Source organism: Orientia tsutsugamushi str. Boryong (genome assembly GCF_000063545.1).
GTDB lineage: Bacteria > Pseudomonadota > Alphaproteobacteria > Rickettsiales > Rickettsiaceae > Orientia > Orientia tsutsugamushi_C.
Map to the genome: position 1 here is coordinate 1846177 of NC_009488.1, position 26536 is coordinate 1872712.

The following is a 26536-nucleotide window of genomic DNA, read 5'->3' on the forward strand; positions in this document are numbered from 1 at the left end:
ATAATCACATAAATTTTAAACAGTAAAAAATGCAGCTAATATTAATTAAGAATCAATTGTAGCTTGTCGTACTCCGTCTTGTAATTGTATCTTTATTTTGTCATTACTTTTAAGCTGAGACAATGAAGATACCACTGGCCCTTCTACTAACCTTATAATTGCAAATCCTCTTTTAAGTACTCTTGAATAATCCATATTATTTAAGAGGGAATCTAACAAATACACTTTGTTATCTAAGTTAACAAATAGTCTTTTTACAAGTTGATATAACTTATTATTAAGGTTTTCAAGTTTCAGTGCGTATAATTGCACCAATTTACTAGGATCAATAAGCACATTATTTTGTAAAATTCTTTTTTGAAGTTCTACAAATTGCTCTATTTTTGCATCAAATCGAAATACAAGCTCATCAAATTTTTGATAATTTAAATCTATCATTGTTTTTAGCTTTTGAACAATATTACCGCAATTATTCAGCAACATAACACTACATTTTAAATAATTGAAAGTAACATGATTTATCTGGTTCATTGAATTATTTAAACGCATTTTTATATCAGCTAAAACTGGCACTACCATCTCAGCAGCAGCTGATGGCGTTGGGGCTCTTAGGTCAGCAGCAAAATCTGCAAGAGTAAAATCTACTTCGTGGCCAATAGCTGATACTATTGGAATAACTGAGCTAGCTATAGCCCTAACAACAATTTCTTCATTAAATGACCATAAATCTTCCACAGATCCACCACCTCTAGCTATAATAATAACTTCTGGAGCTAGATCATGGTTACTAGCTAGCATATTGTTACATTCTTGAATAGCACTTGCTACCTCATTAGCAGAATTATTGCCTTGTACCGTTACTGGCCATATTAATAATCTGCTAGGAAAGCGGTCATTAACTCGATGCGCAATATCTCTGATAACAGCACCAGAAATGGATGTTATTACTCCAATAATCATTGGAAAGGCTGGTAGCTTTTTTTTTCTAGAATTATCAAACAGCCCTTCTTTCATTAATTTTTCTTTACGTTGAAAAAATATTTGCATCAATGATCCTAACCCAGCAATACAAATATTTTCAACTACAAGCTGATATCTAGATTGGCCTGAATAAGTAGTGAGCCTACCAGTAGCTATAACCTCTATTCCATCTTCAACCTTAATTTTCACAAGATTTAAAGTTGTTTTCCAACATACACAATTTAAAACTGCTTTATCGTCTTTTAAGTTAAAATAGCTATGACCTGAACTAGCAATTTTCAATCCAGAAACTTCACCTCGTACTTTTAGCACACCGAACTGATATTCAATAGCTGATTTTATGTGCAACGAAAGCTCATGAACTGTATATTCCTTAGCATTGAATTCGTCACTTAGATAGTTAACATCAAAACTACTTATATTTTTTGCATGCATAAAGATTCATTTTTATATAATCCATAATTTTATTTTATACTAAAATTTTTTATTTTATGATAAAAAATACGCTAACTTAATTTAACAATCACAATTATTTTAATCAAAAAACATGTTTAACTAGCGTTTTAGCTATGCCACAGTTAATTTATGTAAGATTATTGTTAACAATGACTTATAATATTATACCTTCGAAGATTGTTATCTCAAATTGTTTGGTTACATTAACTTATTATTATATATAAAACTCTAAACCATCATAAGCTAGTGCAATATTTCTTGAAAGCATTGGCTGAATGCCATAGTAATCTATAGTATGATTCATATTAGTCAAATAGATTTTTTTCGGCATAAACTGCTCATTCCATTGCATAACTTCATTCAAGCCAGCATGAGCATCAGTTGCTATTACCTGTAGGCAGTCTAACATCCAAACATCTATTTTACTGAGAAATTGATAACTTTTTCTAGGAAATTTTCTAACATCATTTGAATAAACAAAATTCTTAATTCTTATACCTAAGCTATTAATGTCTCCATGATTTTGCTGAAAAGTAGTTATTTCTTTACCTTTAATATTAACTGTACCATAGTCATCAATTTTTATAGCATTTAATAAATTTCTCTCAAATAAATAACTATAGTTTTTAGTAATATAATCAACAGTTTCTACATTAGCATAAACATCTAAAGAGCAGCCATTTTGATATGTAAAAACTCTCAAATTATCTATACCAGCAATATGGTCAGAATGAGGATGGGTAAGAATTACAGCGTCCAATTTTGTAATATTAGCTCGTAACAATTGAAACCTGATATCACAACCGCTATCAATTAAAATTGAGATTTCATGGTTATATTGAAGATATAATGATGAACGCAATCTTTTATTGAACTCGATATTAGACATACAAACTGAGCACTTGCATCCAATAACAGGCACTCCTAAAGACGGCCCGCATCCTAAAACAATAACTTTCCACATAAATTTTACAAATTTACCTTAAAATTATATTGATTAGTACTTATTTAACATATAATATACCAACCAATAATTTATATAAACTCAAATACAATAAGGAAAAATAATGAAACCGTGGTTATATGATTTTAATGGATGGAATGTCAAATTATTCTTAATCATCAATCAAATTACCAATAGTAATGAATGTATCGCTAAAATGTTCTACTATTTATCTAGAATAGTCTATGCTAAAAATTTTACAATATATTATTTATTACTAGCAGTTTATTTATTAATCAAACTTAGAAATTATCATGGTGAAAAACGCGCTTATCAATTTAACATAACTTGTAATTATTTGTTATATGTAGGAACAGCATACACTATATTTTTACTAGTATACAGCAAATTGAAACGTCTCTTCTCATTTACTAGGCCTTGTTGCTCACTTTCATCATCAGAAATACAAACAGTTATAGATTTTAATACAGAATATGTTAATTGTTTTACTAGTTTCCCTAGTGCTCATACTGGAATCACATTTTTCATCGTGGCATGTTTATGGCATAAACTAAACAGAATAGGTAAATTCGCAGGAGTAGTGCTAGTCATAATGGTTGGTATATCAAGATTGTCATTGGCAATGCATTATCCGTCTGATATTATATATTCTTGTATAATTACAGCAATGATTTTATATACTACTAAGGCTATATTAGAAATTCAAATAATAAAATCATTTACTCAAGCTATTCAAAATAAAATATATATGCTAGCTTGCAAAATAAAGTGATGTTATGAAAGTTATAGCAGCTTTTTTTATTAAGGATTATAAATAATCATCCTTAATTTATGCTGCTGTGTTTGTCATTGACTTCAGTAGCATAAATATATATTATATGGACATCGGATTAAAAGTAGGTATTTTAATGTTTGCAGTTATTAAAACAGGTAGTAAACAGTACAGAGTTGCTAAAGATAGCATAATAAAAATAGAAAAAATTGATGGTGAGCCAGGCTCAACTATTGAATTTAAAGAAGTTCTAATGATTGGAGAATATAGTAAGCCTTCCTTTATTGGCACTCCAATTGTTAAAGGAGCTTCTGTGACAGCTCAAATATTAAATCAATTACGTAATCAAAAAGTTATAGTTTTTAAGAAAAAACGAAGAAAAAACTATCGTAACAAAAGAGGTCATAAACAGGAGGTTACAAAAGTTAAGATTATAGATATCGCTAAAGCATCTAATTGCTAAAAGTCAAACTATTTTAAGTAAAGCAGTATTAAGGAGAGTTCAGATGGCAACGAAAAAAGCAGGTGGTAGTTCAAAAAATGGCCGTGATTCAGCTGGTAGAAGATTAGGTTTAAAAAAAACTGACGGTCAGTTAGTAAATGCTGGTAATATTATTGTTAAGCAAAGAGGTACAAAGTTTTATCCAGGAAAAAATGTAGGATTAGGTAAAGATCATACAATTTTTTCATTAGTCTCAGGAAAAGTAAAATTTTTTCGAAAAAAAAAGAACAGGGTTTTCATTTCTGTAGTAGTTGATGATTCTACTGCTGCATAGCATCTTTTTAACTTGGATCTTAGTATATTTGATCTTAAACTACAACTACTTCAAAAGTAGTATAATTAGCTTGCTATTGTAAATTACACATATCTAATTTACCTAATTTATTACATCATACGCTTTACTACTTCTATATATTCTTGTTTAATAGTATAAGGTAAAGCATGCTGTTTGTATTTCATCAATAAAAAAATATTCCTTGAACTTGCATACAGCATGCAAGAATAAGTCAGCAAATAATTTATTCATAGTTCTTTGCTCTTTGTCCTAAAATTAACATGAGATGTAACAAGGTAGCATTTAAACCTAAGTTACAGCTATTGATATACAAGATTAGCAACAATTTTGTACTAAGAGCGATATGAATCCTAACTAGAGTACTGATCTAGACAGGAAATAGTGGTAAAGTAAAGTTAAAATTGGTTAAACGAAAGTGAATCTTCGTATAAAAAATATATCATCAAGGCAAAAGCAGATACTCTAGATAAAGGCTGTTATATGGATAAAGCTGGAAAAGCTTAGCTGTAAGAATGGATTTCTTACCTTCTTTAAAAAATGCAAGTTTCACTGTATATATAAGGTAATATCTTTGATAAGTAAACCATAGCAAGCCTATTAGATATGCCTTTTGAAAAGTACACAGTATAACTGTTTTATAGTAGCTTAGCTATAGTAGGCAAGAGATATCTTGGAAAGCTAATGACACTGAGTTGAAAAACTACAGGAATTAATAACTGGATGTATAAGCATTTATATGGTTATGTAACACAAAGAAATGTTTACATATCTCTGTTTCCTAAGGTAAGATTGAGTAAATATGAGGTAGTTTAGTTATTCTCCTTTCCATCACCAGCAACATCAAACGCAATGTACGGATTTCATCAAGTATTACGCTTTCCTGATAACTTCATATCATTGCCTATAGCATATCGAAAGTTATTGCTTTTAAAGATCTATAATATCTAATTTAGTAATCATTACACAATCCAATTTTCTCATAATAATTCTCTTCTATTCCACCTTTTCCAGCCGAAGCTTTTCCAATCTACGTAATTGCATTAAACAACATCTTACTTTCCTCTCTACTAACTCCATTACATATCCAAAATAACTGCTAGAGTTACCAATACTAAAGTAAATTTATCCAGTCTCGTAATATCTTATTGATAAGATGTATTACTCCTATCAATTAGTTGTGATATAAATTTGCGAAATATTTCTTTTATAGTCATTTTAGCAGAGAAGTTTGGCTCTTATTTTAGGCATTTTCTGAATTCCAATTTTACATTGCTTAGTTTTCACTATCCTAAAATTAAAAACCAGAAAGCTAAATGTTTTACCATTCTTTAAATCAACTGTTTTTATCTTTTCTTCGTGTAGTTCAACATTTATTTTCAACAGTTCTTGTCTTAGCCATATATTAATTTCTTTTTCTAACCACTGCTATTTTCTATAGCCATCAATTAGTATGATCAAATCATCAGCACATCTAACCTACTCTAGGTTATAGCCATCTCTTAGCTTACTCACGATCTTTGCTCTTTCTAGCATTTGATCTCTACTTCATTAAGATAAATATTGCTTCAAAAATATGCTATAGTCATTTAGAATGTAGCTTGAGCATAGCATTCTGAAAAGAAAATCTAAAATCATATAGCCAAGACTTTCGAGAGAAAGTAATGAAATGTGTTAATTAAGGAAAAAATTGTAATGCTAACTCAGTAAAATTTGATATAGCGGCAAACACAGTAAGAAATTGGTATAAAAGATATAAATCAGAAAATCATTATAAAGAAAGAGCTTATCTTGGTAAAAAAGAAAAAATATATAAGATAGAATTTGAAAAATACATTTTGCTAAATCCAAATCTAACTCTGGTACAAGTAGGAAAACATTTTGGAATTTCAATAATGGTAGTGAGTTATTACATGATAAAACTTAGCTATAGTTATAAAAAAAACGTTTACCCACATGGAAGTAAAACTAGAAGTAAGAGAAAAATATCAACAAGTGATAAGTCGATACTCAAAGAAAACTTGGTACACATAGATGAAAGTTGCATTGAAATCTATATGCAAGGATAGATTGTGAAGTAAAAAAGGAACTCATATAACCAGCAAAAAGCGTGGTAAATATTTACGAGCGTACAAATATTATAGCTTGTTATGTTAATAATAAATCAATCGTACCTATGATATTTAATGGGGCCTATAATGCAAGATTATTTGAAACTTGGGTACAGCAGGTATTAATTAATGAGTTAAAGCCTGCTCAGTTTGTAGTAATGGACAATGCTGCGTTTCATAAATCTAAAAAACTAAAGAGTTAATAGAATCTGTTGGTTATAAAGTTATTTTTCTTCCACCTTATTCTCCAGATTTAAATCCGATAGAAAAGTTTTAGGCTAATATAAAGCGGTGGATTAAACATCAAATTACTCAATTTGCTAAATCTTATGATGCTATTAGGCCTCTTTCGAAACTGGTTAAGGTAGTTCAAAATTATAAATGCCAGAGATCAAATTAAATCTAAGACCAAATCTTTTACGTCTATTTCGATATTTGTCAGCAATAATTTTGAACCGTTTTAGCATAGCAATAACGTTTTCATTGACAACTCTTTTTCCTGCTAACCTACGATTATTCTTTTTATCATTTTTAGTTAAAGGATTTTTCTTGCTTTTTTTCTTTGGTAATGCAGAATTATTGTGAATTTTTTGTATACCTTGATATCCTGTATCAGTAATCGCTTTAATCTTAGGATGGATAAGAATTTTGGATTCCTTAAATAATCTAAAGTCATGTTTTTTACCGTTAGAAAAATCTGTACATATTACTTGGTGTGCTTTCTTGTCTACCACTATTTGAGTCTTTAGTGTATGCCTTTTCTTCTTTCCTGAATAATAGAATTTTTGTTTTTTTTTGGGTCTTTCTATTGGACTCTCAGTAGCATCAATCAAGACTACTTCATAATTCATATCGCTATTCATTAGAGCTTTACGACCTGGAAGAGCAAAGTTTGGGTGTTTAACTAAGGTGTCTTCTACCCATTTTACAGCCTTATATGCTGAACTTTCACTAATCCCATAGTTCTGACCTATATGAAAATAAGTACGGTATTCTCTAAGGTATTCTAAGGCCATCAATAACTGTTCCTCCAAATTGAGCTTATTTTTACGCCCTCCTTTTGATTTCTTAACACCATCAGCTTTCCTCAAAATATCCACCATCTTTGAGAATGTTCCCTTCCTTACTACTGTTAATCGACGAAATTTTTCATCCTTTAACTCTTTAATCTGATCTAATTTCATTATTACTTCAAATCAGATTTTTATAATACCATTTTACATCATTGTATAGTTTCGAAAGAAGTCTATTATCTCTTTTTTCTATGCGTAAACTTCATTGTAAATGACTATAAATACGTCTACTAAGATTATTAACCTTTTGTATAATTGCTTTCCAATCTATTGAACGCCAATAGATTTTCTTGAAATTATCTTTAGTCTCAATTGTTACATTTGCGTTTAGCATTCACTTTTCTAATTAATTCATAATCTTGTTTACCTATTTAGGGTAAAAATCACAAGTCTTAAGTTAGCATCATTTCTGATTAGCATATAAATGCCTATACACTCAGTTATTAATTCCTGTAGTCTTTCGACTTAGTATCATTTGCTTTCTAAGGCCTCTCTTACCTACTATCAGTTGCCTAATAATAGGCTTACCATGTTTCACTCACAAAGAGATACGTTAAGTTTGCTATCTTCTTTATACCGAGGAGGAGCTGGCATTTTTAAAGAAAGCTGCGTATTCCTTCTTACAGCTAAGCTTTTTAGCTTTATTCCTATAACAGAATTTATCTGGAGTATCTGCTTCTGCATTGACGATATTTTTCATATGAAGATTCACTTTCGTTTAACCAATTTTAACTTTACTTTTCCCCTATTTCCCATCCAGATTAGTACTTTAGTTAGGCTTTCTATCATGCTTAGTACAAGATCGTTACCAATCTCGCACCGCAATAGCGGGTAACTAAGGTTTAAATGCAACCTTGCTATATCTCTGTAGTCTCTGTTTGAGCGACCTCATGTCACACTACGCAATACGCAATCTATAAAGATTGCCGCTAAAAAATGAGTACTCATTAACCGATTGAATGTTAAAAAAAAGAAGTTTGTGCTAGCAAAATCAAAAAAACCATGCTAACTTAAAACTCAGGTGAGAATTGGTGTTGAGATGGCAATACAGTTTGCAAGAATTGAATTTTTAAGTAGAAGTAAAGGAGGTAATAGTTGTTGTAAGGTAGCGTATAATGCAAGAACTATTGTCACAAATGAGCAGACAAATATAAGGTATAACTTCTCTCATAAGAAAGATAACGTATATCATACAGTGCTGATACCTGCTTATGTAAATCAAAAATTCAAGAATATTCAAACATTAATGAATGAGGTGGAACGAACCGAAAAACTAAGAACCAGCCAGTTGCTAAAGGATATAGTAATAGCACTACCAGACGACAAGGAGTTGAATTTAGAAGATAGAATAAAGATTTACACATGAAATAGTTGATGCAATGGAATAGGTGAAAAATTGTCTTGGAGTGCAGATAGATATTCATAAGCCTCATAGAGGAGATAAAAACTGGCATGCACATATATTGGTTACTACAAGAAGATTTAAAGAGAATGGTGAAGAATTGGGAGGTAAAGCTATTGACTTAGAGCCTATAAATTCAGAACAGTGAAAGGTCAGCCGTATATTATTCGAGAAGTTGAAATGATTCATGAAAAAGTAAAAGAAATAATTAATGCATTTTTCGCTAAATTAGGCTTATCAAATAGAGTTGACGATATAAGCACAGTGCCGCAAAAGCATATTGGTCCTACTAGAATTAAGAGTTTAATTAATGAAGTAGCAAATGAAAAAGAGTTACGTAAAGAGGCTAATTTAAAAATTATTAAGGATGCTGATGTAATAACAGATTCTATAAACACATTACAAAGCTATTTTTACTAAGCATTGTGTTGAAAAAGCCGTATAAAAGATATACCCGATCCAAACTGTTCATCCAAATTGAGCTTATTTTTACGCACACATTTTGATTTCTTAAGACCATCAGCTTTCCTCAAAATATCTACCATCTTTGAGAATGTTCCCTTCCTTACTCTTGTTAATCGACGAAATTTTTCATCCTCTAACTCTTTAATCTGATCGAATTTCATTATTACTTCAAATCACATATTTATAACACCATTCTACATCATTCTCTAGTTTCAAAAGAAGTCTATTGTTCTATTATTAAGATCAATAAAACCTGCATTCTCTTAATTCTACTAAGCACTACCTAACCCTTCTGCGGCGAAGACCTAATGACTCTTCAAAAAAGTAATAACTCTCCTGTAATTCTTCTATATCTTTATTGTAATAGATCTATAATCTAAATACTATCAATGATAAAAGCTGTTTAGATGTTTTGCTTAATTCTTTTTCCATTATCTCCAGTTAGCTTTCTCCATTCGGCTGGTATAAAATTTCCAATAAAACGATAAAATATTGTGGTATTATTGTTACTATTATTTTTAACAAAATTACAACCATTAGTTAAAATATCGCGTACTATATGTTGCACTTTTTACCTCCAAAAATGCAGCTATAGCAGGTATTTTAGAAAATAATTTTTTTATAAATTATTCTAAAATTTTTATACAAAAGGTAGAAAATAGGTAGAAAAAATTTTTATACCAAACCTATATAAATCTTTATACTGATACTATCTACCCTAGAAGACCAATTTTACCTATAGATAATGTTATATGTAAAAACACACATTTTTTTATAATAAAATTATTATTTATTTTCTTGATTTTTAACATAGTATCTAATATAATTAAATTTATTAACTCTCTAGTAGTTTCTAACTACAGAATATTTTTTTAAAATCCTGTAACTACTTTTTTAGTTATGTTCAGAGTTTGAGCATAAAGTAAATAATTTAGTTATAAAACTATCTAAATTAGAGTATTACAGTGTAGTATTGTTTAACTTCAATGTCAAAAATGGGGCTATAGCTCAGTTGGTAGAGCTTTTGAATGGCATTCAAAAGGTCAGCGGTTCAATTCCGCTTAGCTCCACCAATTTTTTTTGATGAAATAACATAAAAGAAGTACTATGTAAAAGCAAACAATACTCTTATGAACTTAAATCCTATATTCAATAATGCTATAGACTGTGGATTATTAGATAAAATCCTGTATATAGAATAAAAAATCGTAAGCAAAAATCAAGATCTAGATATATAACAAATGAAGAAATGGAAAGACTCATGAAAGTGCTGAAAGAGTAGGAAGTCATCAATTAACAGAATACATAAATTTAGGATATAAATATATTACTTATAGTGGACAAAAATCTTATAATGGAGTAGCAATCTTATCCAGAATTTCATTTGAATCTACGTTTGCAATAAATCTATATAATGATGAAAAAAAGCATATTGCTATTAACATAGGAGAGTTAAGCATCCATAATTTTTATGTACCTGCAGGAGGAGATATTCCGGCTGCAAATGTAAATATAAAGTTTAAGCATAAATTATGCTATGTTGATTTTATGAATGCTTGGTTTTTGAATAATAAGTCTAAAAAAGATAAGATTATACTGCTTGGAGACCTTAATATTGCGCCATTAGAAAGTGATGTATGGTCAAGTTATCAATTACGCAATGTTGTGTCTCATACAGATATTGAACGAAAAAAATTAATGCATAATATTACTAGCTTTGATTGGATTGATGCAGTGCGCTTTTTTTCAGGTAAACACGAAAAATTGTATTCCTGGCGGAGCTATCAAAATGTCGACTGGAGTAAATCCGATCGCGGCCACAGGCTAGATCATATATGGATTAGTTATCCTTTAGAGAATCCAAAATTAAATCTTGTATAATCATCAAAGATGCCAGGGGATGGGATATGCCATCTGATCATGTTCTAGTTATGCTAGAAATAGAAACTTAAATGCTATATCAACCTACTGCGGTATTTAAAAACTAAGATACAAGCTCAAGTTTATACTGAACATTGAGAAGTCTATTCTTTAAGGCCTCAATGTCCTTAACATGTACTTTTCATGCAGTTGTTCGAACTAGATCGTTCTATATAGCAACCCTCTTCTCTCATTTCTTTATTTATCTTGCCTTTTTCATACATTTGATTTATTCATCTAGCAATATCCATTTTTAATTTCTGTATCTTCTTAAGTTAAATTATCTTTTCCTTTCTTTCTCAGATTATATTGAAACTCTAGTTTTCAAAGTTATTTAATTAAAAATATTTAATACATGCTTTCAAGTAAGAATATCCAGTAATAATAGTCAAGATTGCTGCTATCCACAAAGTAATTTGTCCTACTATATCTAACATATGAATTCCAGATCCCTTAGAACCTAATAGTAAAATAGCTAAAGCAGAAAATTGACATGTAGTTTTTATTTTTGCAAGCCTAGATACTGGAACACTAACTTTAATTTGGCTTAAGAATTCTCTCATGCCAGCTACTAAAAATTCTCGACATAAAATTAATAAGCATGGTAACTCTTGAGCTCTTCTAAATTTTACTATCATTATAAGAATGCTGCCAACTAATAATTTATCAGCAATATGATCAAGCATTCTACCAAAACTGCTATGTAAATTAAGTTTTCTAGCTATATACCCATCAAAAAAATCTGTTATACCAGCAATAACGAATAATGTAGCTGCCAATTGATGGGAAAAAATAACATCATCAAAATAAAAAGTAATTAGTATAATTGGTATTATACTAATTCTAGTAGCTGTTAGAATATTTGGTATTTTTCTGGTTAACTGCATATTGTTTTTAGCTCTTTAATAATTCTTTAAGACTACGGTTATAAAATTATTCTATAAGAAATTAAACATATACATATATACTGTTGCTTACTGCAACTATTTTTTGTTCTATTATATGAGATTTTTATTGTCTAGCATTACAAATTAATTTGTTTAAAGATATAAATACAATTGATTATTTGTGATAACAGAATTGGGATTTTATCTGAAAAAGCGAAAAAGATAAATCATTAGCTTAGATAGAAAGAGAAAATGTTGAGTTATGAAGAAAAATTTAAATAAAAAATTAATAATCCAACATAAAAAATGTATTGTGAAAGTATACTATTTAATAAACAATCTTTGCAAGATATATCAAAAGTTGGAAAGAAAGAGGTTAATACCAAGTAGTAATCAAAGAACCAGAGATAAACTGTTATCCTTATGTAGCTTATTAACAAAAAGATGTAAGTTTTTATAAAATTATTAAGCGAGTATGGAAGCACCTTTCTCCTAACAAAGAAAACAGTACGAGCGAATTAGTTCGTATACGGCTCAAGCACAATGTACCCTATAAACGTCAATTTAGGATAAGGAGTCAGGAGAAGAAGAAGAGATAGGATGGTGATTAAGTTTAGAGATAGAATAACTAGCAAGAGAAGCAATTATATGAACAAAGAAATTAAGAGGAGAACGGTGTCTCTAGTATGCTCTAAATGCATGTGTTTTTTTAGTACATTAAGGACAGACTCAATTAATGAACGTTTATTTAATAACTGCTTATCATCTATGTCTAATAAATATGTTTTCATATCTTTAAGAAGATTAGTAAATAAACGTAGACCATTGTAGAAGAGTTGATGAAATAACTCTTTAGATATGTAAGCTTTATCACCAAACAATTTACCAGATAAGCATTTAGAAAAAACTGAAGATACAGATAGGGTGCTTTTATTACATTTAGTAAATTTAACTAACATTTTATTTCACCTTTATTATTAATTACAAGATGAAGCTTAAAGCCTAAGAACCAGCCATAACTACTCTTACCAATTTTAGAAATTCTGTTGAAAAATCTATTACTGGAAATGCGTTTGTAATGAAGATCAGCAGCAAAATTTGAAGTTTAAATATACTGAATCTGATGATTTTATAGAAATTGAGTTAGTAGGAAATGAAAAAGAAGATCAACAGCAACAACAGAATTTGAATTTTTATGAGCTTAGTGATGTTAGTAATGACAAGCCATCAAACAATGATTATGAGCAAAACAGTAAGTTAGCAACTCCAGCTATTATCGATAATTCAGAGGTTGAAAAGAATGAATGCTGCCCCAAAAGAAAAAGACTAGCAGATTATTATCCACTAACACCAGAAGATGCAGTTATACTACAACGTATGTCTAGTAGAAGCTTCAACATATACTTCATAAATCAATTACTGTTGAAGTTATCAAATAAATATTCATTCCGTTATTTTGAAAATAAGATAGCAGTGCTAAACTATATGGCAAAAGCCTTAGCAAATGAATTACTAACTACTGATCAGGCTAATAGTGGAAATTTTCGATTTAATGATGTAGGAAGATTTAAAGAACAGTATCTAGCAAATATTGAATCTGATACAGATCGTAGTATGAAGGCTCAGTTGAAGCGTAAAATAGCTGGAGTCTTTGAAGCAGATATGGCTTATAAAATTTTAACATCTTGTGATTTTGGGGTAGCAGTTTAAAACAAATATTACATCAAGTTGATTAAGAATATTTCACTGTCAGATAATATTAAATTCAAGATATTACAGGAGGTACGAGCTGTATATGGCAACGATATTGAGCTGTTACAAGTTATACCATTTGATGAATCAAAACAAGTTACCAATAGTACAACGGAGTATCAAAAAACAACAGTTTTACAGCAACAAATAAGTGATGAAGATTACCTTTCAGAACTTAGTAAAGAGCTAGGTTCTAACTCTATATTGTTCAAAGTACGAAAATACATACTTCAACATTACGAATATAAGCAAGTTATTGATAAACTATGGTTTAGTAAATTAGAAGTTGTAAATGAAGATAGTGTTAATAAAAAAATATTCATCAAAGCAAAAACAGAATTTGAAGATGATTACATTAGAAACAACTGTATGCAAGGTCTTGAATATGCTTTTAAAGCTCAAGGATTTTCTTTGAGTTAGTTAAGTTTAGTAATTTTAATAAAATTTAAAGAGTGATATGGAAAAAGATCTTGCAAAGATTGCTCCAAATAATATTCAAGCAGAGCAAATGATACTTGGAGCAATTCTGATTAACAATCGTGCGCTATATAACATTAACGAATTTTTACTGCCTAAACATTTTTATGAACCATTACATGGTAAAATATATAAGTCAATTAATCTCATTATTAGTAAAGGAATTAGAGCTACTGTAATTTCGCTCAAAAATATGCTAGGCAATGAACTCGCATTTGAGGAAATAGGTGGAGTGGATTATCTAGTTAAACTTACAACTTAGCATTAAGTATAGTTAATGTTAATGAGTACGGCAAAATAGTATATGATCTCGCACTGCGGCGTTATTTAATTTAAATTAGAGAAAAAATAGTAACAAATGCATATTCTTCTACTTTAGCAGATTCAGCTATAAGTCAGATCGAAACTGCTGAATCTCAATTATATGATCTAGGTTCAAGAGGAACTTTAAGTAAAGGATTTATAAAATTACAAACTTCAATTGAAGAATCATGGATATCAATTTCAGCTTCCATTCAGAATAAAAACTCTATTAATGGCATTAGTAGTGGACTACTGGATCTTGATTCAAAGCTTGGAGGATTTAAAAATTCTGACCTAATAATATTAGCTGGCAGGCCCTCAATTGGTAAAACTGCTTTAGGAGTTAACTTAGCTGTAAATGCTTGTAAATATTTTTTATCATCATCTACTCAACAAAATAGCAAAGTTTCTAATATAACACTATCAGTTGGCTTCTTTTCTTTAGAAATGTCATCTTAGCAAATCTCTACTCGAATTCTTTCTATAGAATCCGAAATTAATAGCTCTGCATTATTTAATGGAAAAATAGGTGAACAAGATGTTGATAAGTTGAAGACTGTACAAAATAAAATACAAAAGTGGAATTTTTTTATAGATGATGCTCCAGCAACCTCGATATCTGCAATTAGATCTCGAGCTCGTAGACTTAAACGTACTCATAATTTAGCAATATTATTTATTAGACTTCTTTCGAAACTATACAATGATGTAAAATGGTGTTATAAAGATCTGATTTGAAGTAATAATGAAATTAGATCAGATTAAAGAGTTAAAGGATGAAAAATTTCGTCGATTAACAGTAGTAAGGAAGGGAACATTCTCAAAGATGGTGGATATTTTGAGACAAGCTGATGGTCTTAAGAAATCAAAAGGTAGGGGTAAAAATAAGCTCAATTTCGATTTCGATGAACAGTTGCTGATGGACTTAGAATACCTTAGAGAATACCGTACTTATTTTCATATAGGTCAGAACTATGGAATTAGTGAAAGTTCAGCATATAAAGCTGTTAAATGGGTAGAAGATACACTAGTTAAACACCCAAACTTTGCTCTTCCAGGTCGTAAAGCTCTAATGAAGAGTGATATGAATTATGAAGTAGTCTTGATTGATGCTACTGAGACTCCTATAGAAAGACCTAAAAAAACAAAAATTCTATTATTCAGGAAAGAAGAAAAGGCATACACTAAAAACTCAAATAGTGGTAGACAAGAAAACGCACCAAGTAATATGTACAGATTTTTCTAACGGTAAAAAACATGACTTTAGATTATTAGACCTCTTTCGAAACTGGTTAAGGTAGTTCAAAATTATAAATGCCAAAGATCAAAATAAATCTAAGAACGAATCTTTTACGTCTATTTCGATATTTGTAAGCAATAATTTTGAACTACCTTAACCAGTTTCGAAAGAGGTCTATTTAAGAAATCCAAAATTCTTATCCATCCTAAGGTTAAAGCGATTACTGATACAGGATATCAAGGTATACAAAAAATTCACAATAATTCTGAATTACCAAAGAAAAAAATTCTTTAACTAAAAATGATAAAAAGAATAATCTTGGTTAGCAGGATAATGAGTTGTTAATGAAAACGTTATTGGTATGCAAACGGTTCAAAATTATTGCTGACAAATATCGAAATAGACGTAAAAGATTCGGTTTTAGATTTAATTTGATCTCTGGCATTTATATAATTTTGAACTACCTTAACCAGTTTCGAAAGAGGTCTATTGATTATTTACAGCTAATAAAAATTGATTCCAGAGGAAGTCAGTATAATCGAGTGCAGGAGATTTCTGAAATTACTCAGAACTTAAAAGCTCTTGCTAAAGAGCTCAATATTTCAATAATTGCGTTATCTCAATTGTCTAGAGCTGTAGAACAAAGGTCAGATAAAAAGCCTATTCTCTCAGATCTACGAGAATCAGGTTCAATTGAACAGGATGCAGATATTGTAATGCTCATATATCGGGACGAATATTATCTATCTAGATCAGAACCAGATCCAGGTACTCCAGAATACACAGAATGGGTTACAAAACAAAATACATGTTATAACATTGCTGAAATAATTGTTGCTAAACACCGTAATGGGCCAGTTAGTACAGTGAAGTTGCACTATAATAGTAGGTATTCTAAATTTGGCAATATTGTTAAAAACTCTCAGCAAGGTTAATAAACACTAGATTATGGATAAGATGAAAAAATGCTTGTCCAAAAAAAAATTACAGCAAAATTTTACTCATTAACATCAGAGATATGCAACTTAAGGTTAGTTTTAGCATCGTGATAACTGAATCAAAAATTTTATAATTTAATTTGCTTCTTTTTCAGTTTTTATCTGGGATTGGAGTATACAAAAAATTTAAATTATGGTATAATTTATTAATAACCATTTAGAGATGGAAAATGATAGATTTTTATAGTGAGAGCTTAATAAATAAGCTGTTCAGAACCAACGTAAGATTTAACACCAAAATTGATCTTGATAGAGTTGAAAAAGCAATACTTTACGCTAAAAAATATCATGGCCAGCAAAAGAGAGATACTCAAGAACTATACTACACACATCCATTAGAAGTAGCTTATATGGTTGCAGACTACAGCTTTGAAACAGATACGATTATTACAGCAATACTACATGATACACTTGAAGACACAAAACTAACTAAAGAAAGAATAAGGTACGAATTTGGTGCTAATATTGCAGAACAGGTTTCAGACCTTACCAGGGTTAGGGATAATAAGAAAATCAGTGCTATGGAAATGATACAAATATTACGCAGCCAAAATAAAACAGAACTATTACTGATCAAACTTTTTGATAGATTCCATAATATTCAAACCATACACATAAAACCTTATGGAAAAAGACAAAAAATCGTCATTGAAACTCAGCAAGAATTTATACCTCTTGCTCAATATCTTAAATTACCAGAAATTACCATAGAGCTAAATAAATACTGTGAGCTTTATGTTAGTTAGAATGCAAACTTTTTCTAACTAGCAAACATAGCATTAATATATATTTCGCTTTGCAGAATCAAGCATAGCTGCTTGGCATAGATATATTATCGTTCAATTAATAATATATCACCTACAAAATCTCTAAATTGATCAATATCTAAAACACTAATGCTACTTTCATTGTGATTCATACATTGTTGAGTAAAAAAAGTCATCTAATTGTTTCTGTAAATTTTCATTGTAAGTATTGTATACAATAGTTAGGTTAGATTTATAAGGCATACACCATATAGATAAATAATAATGCTTTTCTACTATTAATCTTAGTGTATTAAAAGTAAAACTTACTTGTATATAATACATTTCGTTTACCTGGCTCTATACATATTCTAACGTAAGTTTATGGCAAAAAAAGATGAAAGGTATAATGTAATAGGTATACAAGAGATAATGTACAACTATAATTTTGTAATATATTAAACATAATTTTAATTAATAGTTGTTTCTATTGCTAATATATGTGCAATTATTCTTTTGTAATACTATACCTAATAACCTAACATTTACCATTGTATATTATCTCTTTCTACTTTTTCTTATCTTAATCCTGCGTTACAAATATAATTCTTATTCTTGTTATCATCTAACCTATCACTTTATATCAAACTCTAGTTTATATAAATAACTTCACGTAGAAACTTAAGATTTTTTAATAGATAATTTAAATTAATTTAATCTTGTTAGTTTTTTGTTTGATTTTGAGTTAAGTAATGCTATATTTGTGTTATTATTTATTTAGAAAATGAGTATATAGGAAGCAATTTTATTTAATGAATTAATAAAGAAGAGTTATATGACATATGAAAAACAAGATAGTTTATATACCTTCAACCAATACCTTGATAACAAAGATGCCTTAGAAAACAAAATTATTAGACCTCTTTCGAAACTGGTTAAGGTAGTTCAAAATTATAAATGCCAGAGATCAAATTAAATCTAAGACCGAATCTTTTACGTCTATTTCGATATTTGTCAGCAATAATTTTGAACCGTTTTAGCATAGCAATAACGTTTTCATTGACAACTCTTTCTCCTGCTAACCTACGATTATTCTTTTTATCATTTTTAGTTAAAGGATTTTTCTTGCTTTTTTTCTTTGGTAATGCAGAATTATTGTGAATTTTTTGTATACCTTGATATCCTGTATCAGTAATCGCTTTAATCTTAGGATGGATAAGAATTTTGGATTCCTTAAATAATCTAAAGTCATGTTTTTTACCGTTAGAAAAATCTGTACATATTACTTGGTGTGTTTTCTTGTCTACCACTATTTGAGTCTTTAGTGTATGCCTTTTCTTCTTTCCTGAATAATAGAATAGACTTCTTTCGAAACTATACAATGATGTAAAATGGTGTTATAAAGATCTGATTTGAAGTAATAATGAAATTAGATCAGATTAAAGAGTTAAAGGATGAAAAATTTCGTCGATTAACAGTAGTAAGGAAGGGAACATTCTCAAAGATGGTGGATATTTTGAGGAAAGCTGATGGTGTTAAGAAATCAAAAGGATGGCGTAAAAATAAGCTCAATTTGGAGGAACAGTTATTGATGGCCTTAGAATACCTTAGAGAATACCGTACTTATTTTCATATAGGTCAGAACTATGGGATTAGTGAAAGTTCAGCATATAAAGCTGTAAAATGGGTAGAAGACACCTTAGTTAAACACCCAAACTTTGCTCTTCCAGGTCGTAAAGCTCTAATGAATAGCGATATGAATTATGAAGTAGTCTTGATTGATGCTACTGAGAGTCCAATAGAAAGACCCAAAAAAAACAAAAATTCTATTATTCAGGAAAGAAGAAAAGGCATACACTAAAGACTCAAATAGTGGTAGACAAGAAAACATACCAAGTAATATGTACAGATTTTTCTAACGGTAAAAAACATGACTTTAGATTATTTAAGGAATCCAAAATTCTTATCCATCCTAAGATTAAAGCGATTACTGATACAGGATATCAAGGTATACAAAAAATTCACAATAATTCTGCATTACCAAAGAAAAAAAGCAAGAAAAATCCTTTAACTAAAAATGATAAAAAGAATAATCGTAGGTTAGCAGGAAAAAGAGTTGTCAATGAAAACGTTATTGCTATGCTAAAACGGTTCAAAATTATTGCTGACAAATATCGAAATAGACGTAAAAGATTCGGTCTTAGATTTAATTTGATCTCTGGCATTTATAATTTTGATCTACCTTAACCAGTTTCGAAAGAGGTCTAATTTTTGTTTTTTTTATGTCTTTCTATAGGAGTCTCAGTAGCATCAATCAAGACTACTTCATAATTCATATCGCTATTCATTAGAGCTTTACGACCTGGAAGAGCAAAGTTTGGGTGTTTAACTAAGGTGTCTTCTACCCATTTTACAGCTTTATATGCTGAACTTTCACTAATCCCATAGTTCTGACCTATATGAAAATAAGTACGGTATTCTCTAAGGTATTCTAAGGCCATCAATAACTGTTCCTCCAAATTGAGCTTATTTTTACGCCCTCCTTTTGATTTCTTAACACCATCAGCTTTCCTCAAAATATCCACCATCTTTGAGAATGTTCCCTTCCTTACTACTGTTAATCGACGAAATTTTTCATCCTTTAACTCTTTAATCTGATCTAATTTCATTATTACTTCAAATCAGATCTTTATAACACCATTTTACATCATTGTATAGTTTCGAAAGAAGTCTATTAGAAGGTCATCCATGGTCGAAGAAATTTTTAAGTAAAATTTTTCATGACAATCATGAAAGTGCTTACTCAAATGAAAATTTTGATAAATTCATTTCTAAGCTAGACTTAGATAATTTAGAAAAACTACTACAACCAGCTAGAATAATAGAAGCTGCAAGTATCACAAGTATGATATGTTATTCGAATCGTACGATCAATCTAGATGTATTAGCAGACACATTAACCGTATTAACTTCAAATATTGAGATATTAAAATACTTATACACCCTAGACATACCTTTTTCTGCTATTTCCGGTAAGTTAGGTCATATAGAATTTAGTGCTAAAGATTGTTTGGAGAAACTATTTAAAATTCTTGAGATAAAAAGAGAATCACAGAAAAATGTCAAAGATTTTGTAAGCTACTTCAAAACACTTGAACAGAAATTAGATATTGTGAAAAATAAGGATCTAGAAACTCGTAAAAACGTCATAGATAGTATGCTCAAAGAATATAGCAATATTCAAGAGACAAATAATGATAATGATGAAAAAATAAGCGAAACAGTATCTGAATTAACAAATAACTTAACAATCAATAATACTCAATCTCAGATAATAGATAAACACAGAGAAGATGATATTGAAACCAATAGTGATGAGATAAATACGCATAGTAATAGTCAAGAATTAGCTAACATATCAGATTCTGTTCTAGTAGCTACAGAAGAAGTACAATATTGTTATGAAGAATCTGTATCTACGCAGAATGAGATATAGTCATTTACAATGAAGTTTGCATATAAAATATCCTGTTGGTAAATCTTATGACGCTATTGTCGCTTTTTTCTATGCTCAAACCTCATTGTAAATGACTATATATCTAGAAGATGGTGATTTTGCAAAGAATAGTAATGAGATAAATACGAGTGATCCAGAATTAAATGATATATTAGAGCTTTCGCTAGCTATAGAGGATGTAAAAAATAATGTAGTATTCGAAGCAGTAAATAACTCAACTGTTAACAATCAATCTCAACCGATAGAAAGCTATCAAGAAAATAATATTGAAAATCTGCAAATAATAAGACAGATGCATACTGAAGAAGTTATGCCATCAGTAAGAAAAGCGAAAATTATGTTATGATAAGCATGAAGATCTTTATACTTATAAACGTCAGTGTAATAATCATGAGGTAAATAACGGTAATATCACAGAACTAGCACTAAATGAACAAGAAAATAGCATTAATGTAGATTGTCCTACTTCTGTTTCTATTAGTCATCTAGCAGGAGAATCGACTTACATCCTTAGTGATACAGCAGGGTATTAAGCTTACATCTTAGCATAAGTATCAAAAGAGGTATCAGATCAAGTAAGAATTAATAATAACTCTTTAATTATTATTTGGTATTAATCTCTTTTTTTCCACTCTTGATATATCTTGCAAAAATTGTCTATTAAAAAGTTATTTTTTTGCTACCTTATTCTCAAGATTTAAATCTGATAGAAAAAATTTGGGCTAGTATGAAGATGGGTACTAGAAATCAAATTACTCAATTTGCTGAATCTTATGAACCTATTGTTGCTTCTTTCTATGCTTGAACCTCATTGTAAATGACTATATATACGCCAGTTTAGGATAAGAAAAAGCAGGGAAAGCATAATGTAAAAGGTCTACGAGAGATAATGCACAATTAAATTATGCGATATATTTAAATATAATTTCAATTAATAACAGTTTATTTATTGCTCATATTTCTACAAGTATTAGTTCATAATACTATACTTAATAACCTGAACATTGACCATTGTAATACTTGTATATATATCTCTTTCTAACTGTTTCTTATTCTAAATTTGCATTTGCAAACATGCGAGCAATAAATAAATGGCTATTAATTAAAACTATATTTAATATATCACATAATTATAATTGCATATTATCTTTTGTATACCTTTTGTATTATGCCTTCCCTGCTTTCTCTTATCCTAAACTGGCGTTATATAACTTCACATTGCACTATGTTCTTATAGTTTGAAGTTGCATCAAAAAAGAATTGTGAAACCTACAGCTATACTATCTTGTATCTTAAAAGATCTTTATTACGAAATTATTTAATACAAATGGTTAAATCTCAAAGGTAGCTTTTGAGTAAATACTACTATTGTTGCTTTCTTTTATTTTTCAACATTATGTAATAGTAAGAAGTTTTATGTTTCATATTTAGTGATTTGATGTAGTAATCAGTACTACACAGTATATTTTTAGCTATTATACTCTTTGGTATATTAAATAAAATCATATTCAGTAGTTTCTGAGTTTCGGAATGCATTAATTCTATTTTAACTTTTGTTATACCTTGGCGTATAAACCCTAACAATTCTGCCCCACGTTTTGATATATCTAAAACTCTACGTTTTGCAAAAGGGCCACGATCATTTACCATTAAAATCAAGGTGCGAGTATTTTGCAGATTAGTTACTTTTATTATACTTGGCATAGGCAGTATATGATGAGCTGCGGTTAAATGAGATGGATTAAATGTATCTGAATTTGCAGTTTTACTGTTGCTATTCTTACAGCTATACCAAGATGCATAACCTACCTGCTGAAAATTATTAGCAACTTGCCTAGGACTATATACCTTTCCATTTATTTTATAAGGTTTGCCTATTTTATAATGTCCTTCAGACATAATTAGTAACTGCTTATTAATTTGGCATATTGAATTATTTTGTGCTGCTATGCATATAGAAGGAAGATTGTATAGTAGTATACTGACAGCAAAACCTATAAGTTGCATATTTATTTTCTGAAAAAGATTCATTTGATTAAGGTTTTATTTTTATGAATTAGCATTTACTACTACACATTAATTTAATATTTCAAGTAATCTCACAATAAAAAAGTATAAACTAAATCTTAACAAAATTAAATTTATTAAGCTAAAACTACAAAAAATTAGTAGATTTATATTTAAGAAAAAAATATAGCATAAATTAAAAAGGAAGTTATAACATGAAAGAAATGAGTCTGGTAACAAAGAAATGTTTCCATATCTTAGTCCTGTAAGGCAGGGATGAGTGAATGTTTGGTAGTTTAGTTATGCAAGTTTCCATCATCCGCCACATCAAACGTAATATATGAATTTTCCGTGTTATGCTTTCCTGATAACTTCATATGATTAAACTACTATAAAACAGTCATAATAGTTTGACTATCACTATGACCTGGATATGCTTTTTGGAAAATATATAATATAACTGTTTTATGGCAACCTAGCTATATATAGTGTTTTTCAATGGTTACTCTTAGTTTTTGGTATACACAATATCTTCCATCCAAATCTTATCTCTTCTTAACACATTTTTGCTATATTATCTTTAACGTGCTCCGGTGCATAAACCTATAAATGCAAAAAGTTTTACTAATCGATCTAATTTCTTTTCAGCTTCTGGTTAATTGGCTATTATTATTCTCATTCAGCGCTGTGATAAGTCTTACCATTTCTTTCTCTGTTACATATCTATCTCTTGATTCTTCTTTATGCTTTTCATTTTATGAACAGGATTGTCATCTACTAGTCCATAATCTATAGCTTTATTAAATATAGGACTTAAGTGCATAAGAATATTGTTTTTGCATAAATCCTAATTATGTTAACATGTCTGATCTGATTATATAATATGCTTAATGTTAACCAATCTTTTACTTTCATAAAAATACCTATTATAGTATATAATGTAATTAAAATACTAAATCACATTGTATTAGGATTACTGCAGTTTCTTTGTCGCTTCAAAATTAATTATTTTGTTGTTTTGCATGATGGTTGCATTAATAAAATATCTATAAGTTATGATTCAGACATTAAAAGATGCTTTAAATATTATATTGGAAATATGGAACTTTCCATTAGTTCACATTAGCCAAGATGCTGATATTTATGTAGGAAATATATTTTTAGCTGCAGTATTATTATTATTGGGTATAAGACACTATAAAAAGTTCAAAAAGTTTGTTAGAGTAGCTATAGTCAATCATATTACTACTGAACTTCATACAGCAAAAGTTTTAGGGAGAATATTTGAATGGTTAATCTCTGCTGTTTATTTAATAACAATTTTACAAATGTCTAACATTCCATTAAGCGCTTTTGCTGTTATTAGCGGAGGAGTAGGTATAGGTATTGGGCTAGGCGCAAAAAATTTCTTTAATAATTTTATGAGTAGTGTAATTATTATGATTGAAAGACCATTTAAAATTGGTGATATAATCAGTGTCGCTGGAGTAAGTGGAGTTGTTAGTGCAATTGGAGGCAGATGTATTACTATCATTAATGAAAACAATGTAAAAGTTTTAATTCCTAATAGTAAAATTATACAGGAGAATTTAATTAACTGGACTTCTGCAACTCAGATAATAAAATGTAAGGCTGAGCTTAGAATTACTAAGGTAGGAAATGGTAAGTATAATTCAAATTGTTGCAAAGATACAATTAAAACTATCGAAAAAATTATGGAAGGTTCTCCAATGATAAGTAATACTCCTTTGCCAAGGTGCTACTTAACTAACATTGATTCTAGCCACTATATTTATCAACTTGAGTTTTTTTGCTATTTAACAGATATATCATCAATCTATATGGTAGAAAATGATCTGAGTTGTAGTATTGATAATCAATTAAAAAGTGAATTTACTATTTCATATTATACTGTAGTGTGAAGTGTTAACAAACTTCTAACTTAAAAAAGTAAGAGCAATAAAAGCTAAGAAATAATGATCAAGATTGGCTAGAATCCATAAGAACTCTAGCATTCATATTCTATCTGGGATCAAATTACAGATACTAGATATCAACTAATTCATAAGCTAAATTAAAATCTGCATAGTAAAGGAAGGTATTCGAACAAGAGAGAAAAAGAACCATAGCAAATTATCTGCTAAATGTATTTCATGTGAGAACACTCAAAATTATACCTTTTGCTAAACTTGGGAGGAAGGTGTAAAGTTTCGAAAGCGGTAAGTGAGATTACAAAAAAGAACTACAATAGCACCAGCTCTATATAAGAAAAATTGCATAACTTAGTAAGAATAAGTGTTATTGCTTTTTTAATGCTTATATCTAGAGTTAAACCTGTTTTTATACTTCTTTTTTTAAGATACTTACTAAAGTTTTCTATTAGGCAAAAACCTTAAGCTAGATAAAGCATAGCAGTTCTCATTGTTTTTTTATGAGTATTCTGTCTGTCTTTATATGTCATACTAATTACTTTTTTACTACATCTTATTATTATAATTGTTTTATAGTAGTTTTGCTATATTTTTTCCTAAAATTTTAACTATATGTTCTTGATGATACTGCTACCTTCAAGCTAGCTCATCGTTAAATCTGTTTGACATAATTTACTATATACCGAACTCTGCTGGTTATAATATCAAGCGTTTGGTATAATGAGATAGGTTAGAGTATAGTAGCAATAAGGATTGCAGCAACAGTTTAACAAGAGTGAGGTAGCATTATGATCCATCTCTATTAAGAAAAGAAGCAGAAAAATATTATATTGACTTAACAAAGCTTGCTGTGTGTCATAATTCAAGAATTTATGAGCAATAAAACGTTTCAAAATATAGAGCGAATGTGTAATATTTATGCAGTATAAAACATACTTCTTATATTGAACTGTTGTATATATCTGCCTTTAAGAATAGTTTTTGAAAATTATTAGTTGTTATCTTTGCTAGTTCATTAACTGTAATATTTTTGATTCTGCTAACTACATCAGCAATATATACTAAATACGCTGGTTCATTTTCTTTGCTTCGCATAGGTACAGGAGCTAAATATGGAGAATCTGTTTCTATTAATAGGCTAGACATTGGTATATCATAAATAGTTTTTCTTAGATTTTCTGCGTTTTTAAAAGTTATGATACCTGAGACTGAGATATAAATTCCTAGATCTAACATTTTAATAGCAAAGTCTTTTGAGGCTGTAAAACAATGAATGACCGCTTTAAAGTCATATTTCTTACATGCGTTACATAAGATTTCATAAGTATCATGTTCAGCATCTCTGGTATGTACAATCACAGGCAATTTAGTTATATGAGATGCTTTAATATGTTCAATAAATATTTTCTTTTGTAGTAACTTATGCTCATTAGAACTATTATGAAAATAATCTAATCCTGTTTCTCCAATAGCAACAGTTTTAGGATTTTGGGCTAAATCTGATAATAACTCAGCACTAACATGCTGATAGTTTGCTACTTCAGTTGGATGAACGCCTACTGAAGAAAAAATGTTGGAATATTTTTGAGTTATAGCGCATATTTCTGGAAACTCAGTTAGGTTAGTACTGATTGTTAACATAGATTTAACACCATTAGCTACAGCGTTTTTAATTGCTAAGTTTTGTTCAGTTAACATATTTAAATGGCAGTGCGAATCAATTAACATACATTGTTACTT

22 protein-coding genes, 1 tRNA gene and 11 pseudogenes are annotated in these 26536 nt (G+C 29.4%); 21 read left to right on the plus strand and 13 right to left on the minus strand.

Annotation, left to right across the window (positions count from 1 at the left end):
* Positions 1-45 precede the first annotated feature (45 nt).
* Positions 46-1416 carry an exodeoxyribonuclease VII large subunit gene (gene xseA / locus OTBS_RS08740; RefSeq protein ID WP_011945099.1) on the minus strand — a complete coding sequence of 457 codons (1371 nt, stop codon included), beginning with the start codon at positions 1414-1416 and terminating at the stop codon, positions 46-48.
* A 235-nt stretch (positions 1417-1651) separates the two neighbouring features.
* A complete protein-coding gene (locus OTBS_RS08745) occupies positions 1652-2401 on the minus strand; it encodes an MBL fold metallo-hydrolase (RefSeq protein ID WP_011945100.1) in 750 nt (249 codons plus the stop codon).
* Positions 2402-2504: 103 nt separating this feature from the next.
* Between OTBS_RS08745 and OTBS_RS08750 the strand changes: the two genes are divergently transcribed.
* The 5 genes and pseudogenes from OTBS_RS08750 (at position 2505) to OTBS_RS17180 (ending at position 6355) form a co-directional block, all read left to right on the plus strand.
* On the plus strand, positions 2505-3173 hold the full coding sequence (locus OTBS_RS08750) for a phosphatase PAP2 family protein (protein WP_011945101.1): 669 nt from the start codon (positions 2505-2507) through the stop codon (positions 3171-3173).
* Between the two features lie 136 nt (positions 3174-3309).
* Complete coding sequence (gene rplU / locus OTBS_RS08755) at positions 3310-3636, plus strand: 50S ribosomal protein L21 (protein ID WP_041621355.1); 327 nt, start codon at positions 3310-3312, stop codon at positions 3634-3636.
* A 43-nt stretch (positions 3637-3679) separates the two neighbouring features.
* Positions 3680-3949 carry a 50S ribosomal protein L27 gene (gene rpmA / locus OTBS_RS08760; RefSeq protein ID WP_011945103.1) on the plus strand — a complete coding sequence of 90 codons (270 nt, stop codon included), beginning with the start codon at positions 3680-3682 and terminating at the stop codon, positions 3947-3949.
* Between the two features lie 1736 nt (positions 3950-5685).
* Positions 5686-6036 carry an IS630 transposase-related protein gene (locus tag OTBS_RS17175; RefSeq protein ID WP_232489065.1) on the plus strand — a complete coding sequence of 117 codons (351 nt, stop codon included), beginning with the start codon at positions 5686-5688 and terminating at the stop codon, positions 6034-6036.
* A 107-nt stretch (positions 6037-6143) separates the two neighbouring features.
* Positions 6144-6355 (plus strand): annotated as a pseudogene (locus OTBS_RS17180) (transposase).
* Between the two features lie 82 nt (positions 6356-6437).
* On the opposite strand, the gene OTBS_RS08775 reads toward OTBS_RS17180, so the two are convergent.
* Positions 6438-7262, minus strand: coding sequence for an IS5-like element ISOt6 family transposase (locus OTBS_RS08775; RefSeq protein ID WP_041621356.1), 825 nt, complete (start codon positions 7260-7262; stop codon positions 6438-6440).
* A gap of 910 nt (positions 7263-8172) precedes the next feature.
* On the opposite strand from OTBS_RS08775, the gene OTBS_RS18595 reads away from it, so the two are divergent.
* Genes OTBS_RS18595 through OTBS_RS18605 form a run of 3 tightly spaced genes read left to right on the plus strand, consistent with a single transcriptional unit; the run spans position 8173 to position 8973 of the window.
* Complete coding sequence (locus tag OTBS_RS18595; protein ID WP_232488992.1) at positions 8173-8517, plus strand: MobA/MobL family protein; 345 nt, start codon at positions 8173-8175, stop codon at positions 8515-8517.
* A gap of 40 nt (positions 8518-8557) precedes the next feature.
* Positions 8558-8701 (plus strand): MobA/MobL family protein, encoded by a 144-nt coding sequence (locus OTBS_RS18600; protein WP_232488993.1) that lies wholly within the window; start codon positions 8558-8560, stop codon positions 8699-8701.
* The gene (locus OTBS_RS18605; RefSeq protein ID WP_050897567.1) at positions 8698-8973 is read left to right on the plus strand and encodes a hypothetical protein; all 276 of its coding nucleotides are present in this window, start codon (positions 8698-8700) and stop codon (positions 8971-8973) included. The genes OTBS_RS18600 and OTBS_RS18605 overlap by 4 nt, the downstream gene beginning before the upstream one ends.
* An 8-nt stretch (positions 8974-8981) precedes the next feature.
* On the opposite strand, the pseudogene OTBS_RS14740 reads toward OTBS_RS18605, so the two are convergent.
* Both OTBS_RS14740 and OTBS_RS08785 read right to left on the minus strand, forming a co-directional pair.
* Positions 8982-9179 (minus strand): annotated as a pseudogene (locus OTBS_RS14740) (IS5/IS1182 family transposase); the annotation flags it as partial.
* Positions 9180-9300: 121 nt separating this feature from the next.
* A pseudogene (locus tag OTBS_RS08785) lies at positions 9301-9586 on the minus strand (hypothetical protein); the annotation flags it as partial.
* Between the two features lie 429 nt (positions 9587-10015).
* Between OTBS_RS08785 and OTBS_RS08790 the strand changes: the two are divergent.
* Both OTBS_RS08790 and OTBS_RS08795 read left to right on the plus strand, forming a co-directional pair.
* Positions 10016-10091, plus strand: a tRNA-Ala gene (locus OTBS_RS08790).
* 304 nt (positions 10092-10395) lie between these two features.
* A complete protein-coding gene (locus tag OTBS_RS08795; RefSeq protein ID WP_332370194.1) occupies positions 10396-10899 on the plus strand; it encodes an endonuclease/exonuclease/phosphatase family protein in 504 nt (167 codons plus the stop codon).
* A 377-nt stretch (positions 10900-11276) separates the two neighbouring features.
* Here the strand turns inward: OTBS_RS08795 and pgsA are convergent, their stop codons facing one another.
* A complete protein-coding gene (pgsA, locus tag OTBS_RS08800; protein ID WP_011945105.1) occupies positions 11277-11825 on the minus strand; it encodes a CDP-diacylglycerol--glycerol-3-phosphate 3-phosphatidyltransferase in 549 nt (182 codons plus the stop codon).
* Positions 11826-12389: 564 nt separating this feature from the next.
* Positions 12390-12906, minus strand: a pseudogene (locus tag OTBS_RS08805) (IS982 family transposase); the annotation flags it as partial.
* Between the two features lie 17 nt (positions 12907-12923).
* Here OTBS_RS08805 and OTBS_RS17195 point away from each other — a divergent pair.
* The 4 genes and pseudogenes from OTBS_RS17195 to OTBS_RS08820 form a co-directional block, all read left to right on the plus strand.
* Positions 12924-13535: a hypothetical protein gene (locus tag OTBS_RS17195; protein WP_232488994.1), complete on the plus strand. Its 612-nt coding sequence runs from the start codon at positions 12924-12926 to the stop codon at positions 13533-13535.
* Positions 13536-13553: 18 nt separating this feature from the next.
* Positions 13554-13997 (plus strand): hypothetical protein, encoded by a 444-nt coding sequence (locus OTBS_RS17200; protein ID WP_232488995.1) that lies wholly within the window; start codon positions 13554-13556, stop codon positions 13995-13997.
* Between the two features lie 37 nt (positions 13998-14034).
* A pseudogene (locus tag OTBS_RS08815) lies at positions 14035-15065 on the plus strand (DnaB-like helicase C-terminal domain-containing protein); the annotation flags it as partial.
* A gap of 37 nt (positions 15066-15102) precedes the next feature.
* Positions 15103-15625, plus strand: a pseudogene (locus tag OTBS_RS08820) (transposase family protein); the annotation flags it as partial.
* A gap of 24 nt (positions 15626-15649) precedes the next feature.
* On the opposite strand, the pseudogene OTBS_RS14745 reads toward OTBS_RS08820, so the two are convergent.
* A pseudogene (locus tag OTBS_RS14745) lies at positions 15650-15745 on the minus strand (IS5/IS1182 family transposase); the annotation flags it as partial.
* Between the two features lie 26 nt (positions 15746-15771).
* On the opposite strand from OTBS_RS14745, the pseudogene OTBS_RS14750 reads away from it, so the two are divergent.
* From OTBS_RS14750 to OTBS_RS08830, 3 genes and pseudogenes are all read left to right on the plus strand, one after another.
* Positions 15772-16066, plus strand: a pseudogene (locus tag OTBS_RS14750) (transposase family protein); the annotation flags it as partial.
* Between the two features lie 19 nt (positions 16067-16085).
* A pseudogene (locus OTBS_RS10665) lies at positions 16086-16532 on the plus strand (DnaB-like helicase C-terminal domain-containing protein); the annotation flags it as partial.
* Positions 16533-16765: 233 nt separating this feature from the next.
* Positions 16766-17341 (plus strand): HD domain-containing protein, encoded by a 576-nt coding sequence (locus OTBS_RS08830; protein ID WP_011945106.1) that lies wholly within the window; start codon positions 16766-16768, stop codon positions 17339-17341.
* A 159-nt stretch (positions 17342-17500) separates the two neighbouring features.
* Here OTBS_RS08830 and OTBS_RS08835 read toward each other — a convergent pair whose 3' ends face one another.
* Entirely contained in the window at positions 17501-17686 is a 186-nt protein-coding gene (locus OTBS_RS08835; RefSeq protein WP_232488996.1) for a hypothetical protein, read from the minus strand.
* A 590-nt stretch (positions 17687-18276) separates the two neighbouring features.
* Positions 18277-18711: pseudogene (locus OTBS_RS08840) on the minus strand (transposase family protein); the annotation flags it as partial.
* A 53-nt stretch (positions 18712-18764) separates the two neighbouring features.
* Here OTBS_RS08840 and OTBS_RS13270 point away from each other — a divergent pair.
* A protein-coding gene (locus tag OTBS_RS13270) for an IS5 family transposase (protein WP_157866457.1) occupies positions 18765-19588 on the plus strand; the annotation gives its coding sequence in 2 pieces (ribosomal slippage) (positions 18765-19152 and positions 19152-19588; 825 coding nt in all).
* Between the two features lie 23 nt (positions 19589-19611).
* Here the strand turns inward: OTBS_RS13270 and OTBS_RS08855 are convergent.
* Positions 19612-20010, minus strand: a pseudogene (locus OTBS_RS08855) (transposase family protein); the annotation flags it as partial.
* 41 nt (positions 20011-20051) lie between these two features.
* Between OTBS_RS08855 and OTBS_RS08860 the strand changes: the two are divergent.
* On the plus strand, positions 20052-20837 hold the full coding sequence (locus tag OTBS_RS08860; protein ID WP_193777010.1) for a hypothetical protein: 786 nt from the start codon (positions 20052-20054) through the stop codon (positions 20835-20837).
* Between the two features lie 91 nt (positions 20838-20928).
* Complete coding sequence (locus OTBS_RS17205) at positions 20929-21204, plus strand: hypothetical protein (protein WP_041621362.1); 276 nt, start codon at positions 20929-20931, stop codon at positions 21202-21204.
* A 1019-nt stretch (positions 21205-22223) separates the two neighbouring features.
* Here OTBS_RS17205 and OTBS_RS08870 read toward each other — a convergent pair.
* Entirely contained in the window at positions 22224-22865 is a 642-nt protein-coding gene (locus OTBS_RS08870) for a septal ring lytic transglycosylase RlpA family protein (protein WP_232488997.1), read from the minus strand.
* A gap of 1055 nt (positions 22866-23920) precedes the next feature.
* Here OTBS_RS08870 and OTBS_RS08875 point away from each other — a divergent pair.
* Complete coding sequence (locus OTBS_RS08875) at positions 23921-24787, plus strand: mechanosensitive ion channel family protein (RefSeq protein WP_011945108.1); 867 nt, start codon at positions 23921-23923, stop codon at positions 24785-24787.
* Positions 24788-25735: 948 nt separating this feature from the next.
* On the opposite strand, the gene OTBS_RS08880 is transcribed toward OTBS_RS08875, so the two are convergent.
* Positions 25736-26524 carry a TatD family hydrolase gene (locus OTBS_RS08880; RefSeq protein ID WP_011945109.1) on the minus strand — a complete coding sequence of 263 codons (789 nt, stop codon included), beginning with the start codon at positions 26522-26524 and terminating at the stop codon, positions 25736-25738.
* Positions 26525-26536: the final 12 nt, after the last annotated feature.

Excerpts from the sequence above, each read along its gene's own strand:
- rplU (WP_041621355.1), top strand. The coding sequence starts at position 3,310 with ATGTTTGCAGTTATTAAAACAGGTAGTAAACAGTACAGAGTTGCTAAA.
- xseA (WP_011945099.1), bottom strand. The coding sequence starts at position 1,416 with ATGCATGCAAAAAATATAAGTAGTTTTGATGTTAACTATCTAAGTGAC.
- OTBS_RS08870 (WP_232488997.1), bottom strand. The coding sequence starts at position 22,865 with ATGCAACTTATAGGTTTTGCTGTCAGTATACTACTATACAATCTTCCT.
- OTBS_RS08880 (WP_011945109.1), bottom strand. The coding sequence starts at position 26,524 with ATGTTAATTGATTCGCACTGCCATTTAAATATGTTAACTGAACAAAAC.
- pgsA (WP_011945105.1), bottom strand. The coding sequence starts at position 11,825 with ATGCAGTTAACCAGAAAAATACCAAATATTCTAACAGCTACTAGAATT.
- rpmA (WP_011945103.1), top strand. The coding sequence starts at position 3,680 with ATGGCAACGAAAAAAGCAGGTGGTAGTTCAAAAAATGGCCGTGATTCA.
- OTBS_RS17205 (WP_041621362.1), top strand. The coding sequence starts at position 20,929 with ATGACTATATATCTAGAAGATGGTGATTTTGCAAAGAATAGTAATGAG.
- OTBS_RS08750 (WP_011945101.1), top strand. The coding sequence starts at position 2,505 with ATGAAACCGTGGTTATATGATTTTAATGGATGGAATGTCAAATTATTC.
- OTBS_RS08830 (WP_011945106.1), top strand. The coding sequence starts at position 16,766 with ATGATAGATTTTTATAGTGAGAGCTTAATAAATAAGCTGTTCAGAACC.
- OTBS_RS08745 (WP_011945100.1), bottom strand. The coding sequence starts at position 2,401 with ATGTGGAAAGTTATTGTTTTAGGATGCGGGCCGTCTTTAGGAGTGCCT.
- OTBS_RS08835 (WP_232488996.1), bottom strand. The coding sequence starts at position 17,686 with ATGTATTATATACAAGTAAGTTTTACTTTTAATACACTAAGATTAATA.
- OTBS_RS08875 (WP_011945108.1), top strand. The coding sequence starts at position 23,921 with ATGATTCAGACATTAAAAGATGCTTTAAATATTATATTGGAAATATGG.
- OTBS_RS08775 (WP_041621356.1), bottom strand. The coding sequence starts at position 7,262 with ATGAAATTAGATCAGATTAAAGAGTTAAAGGATGAAAAATTTCGTCGA.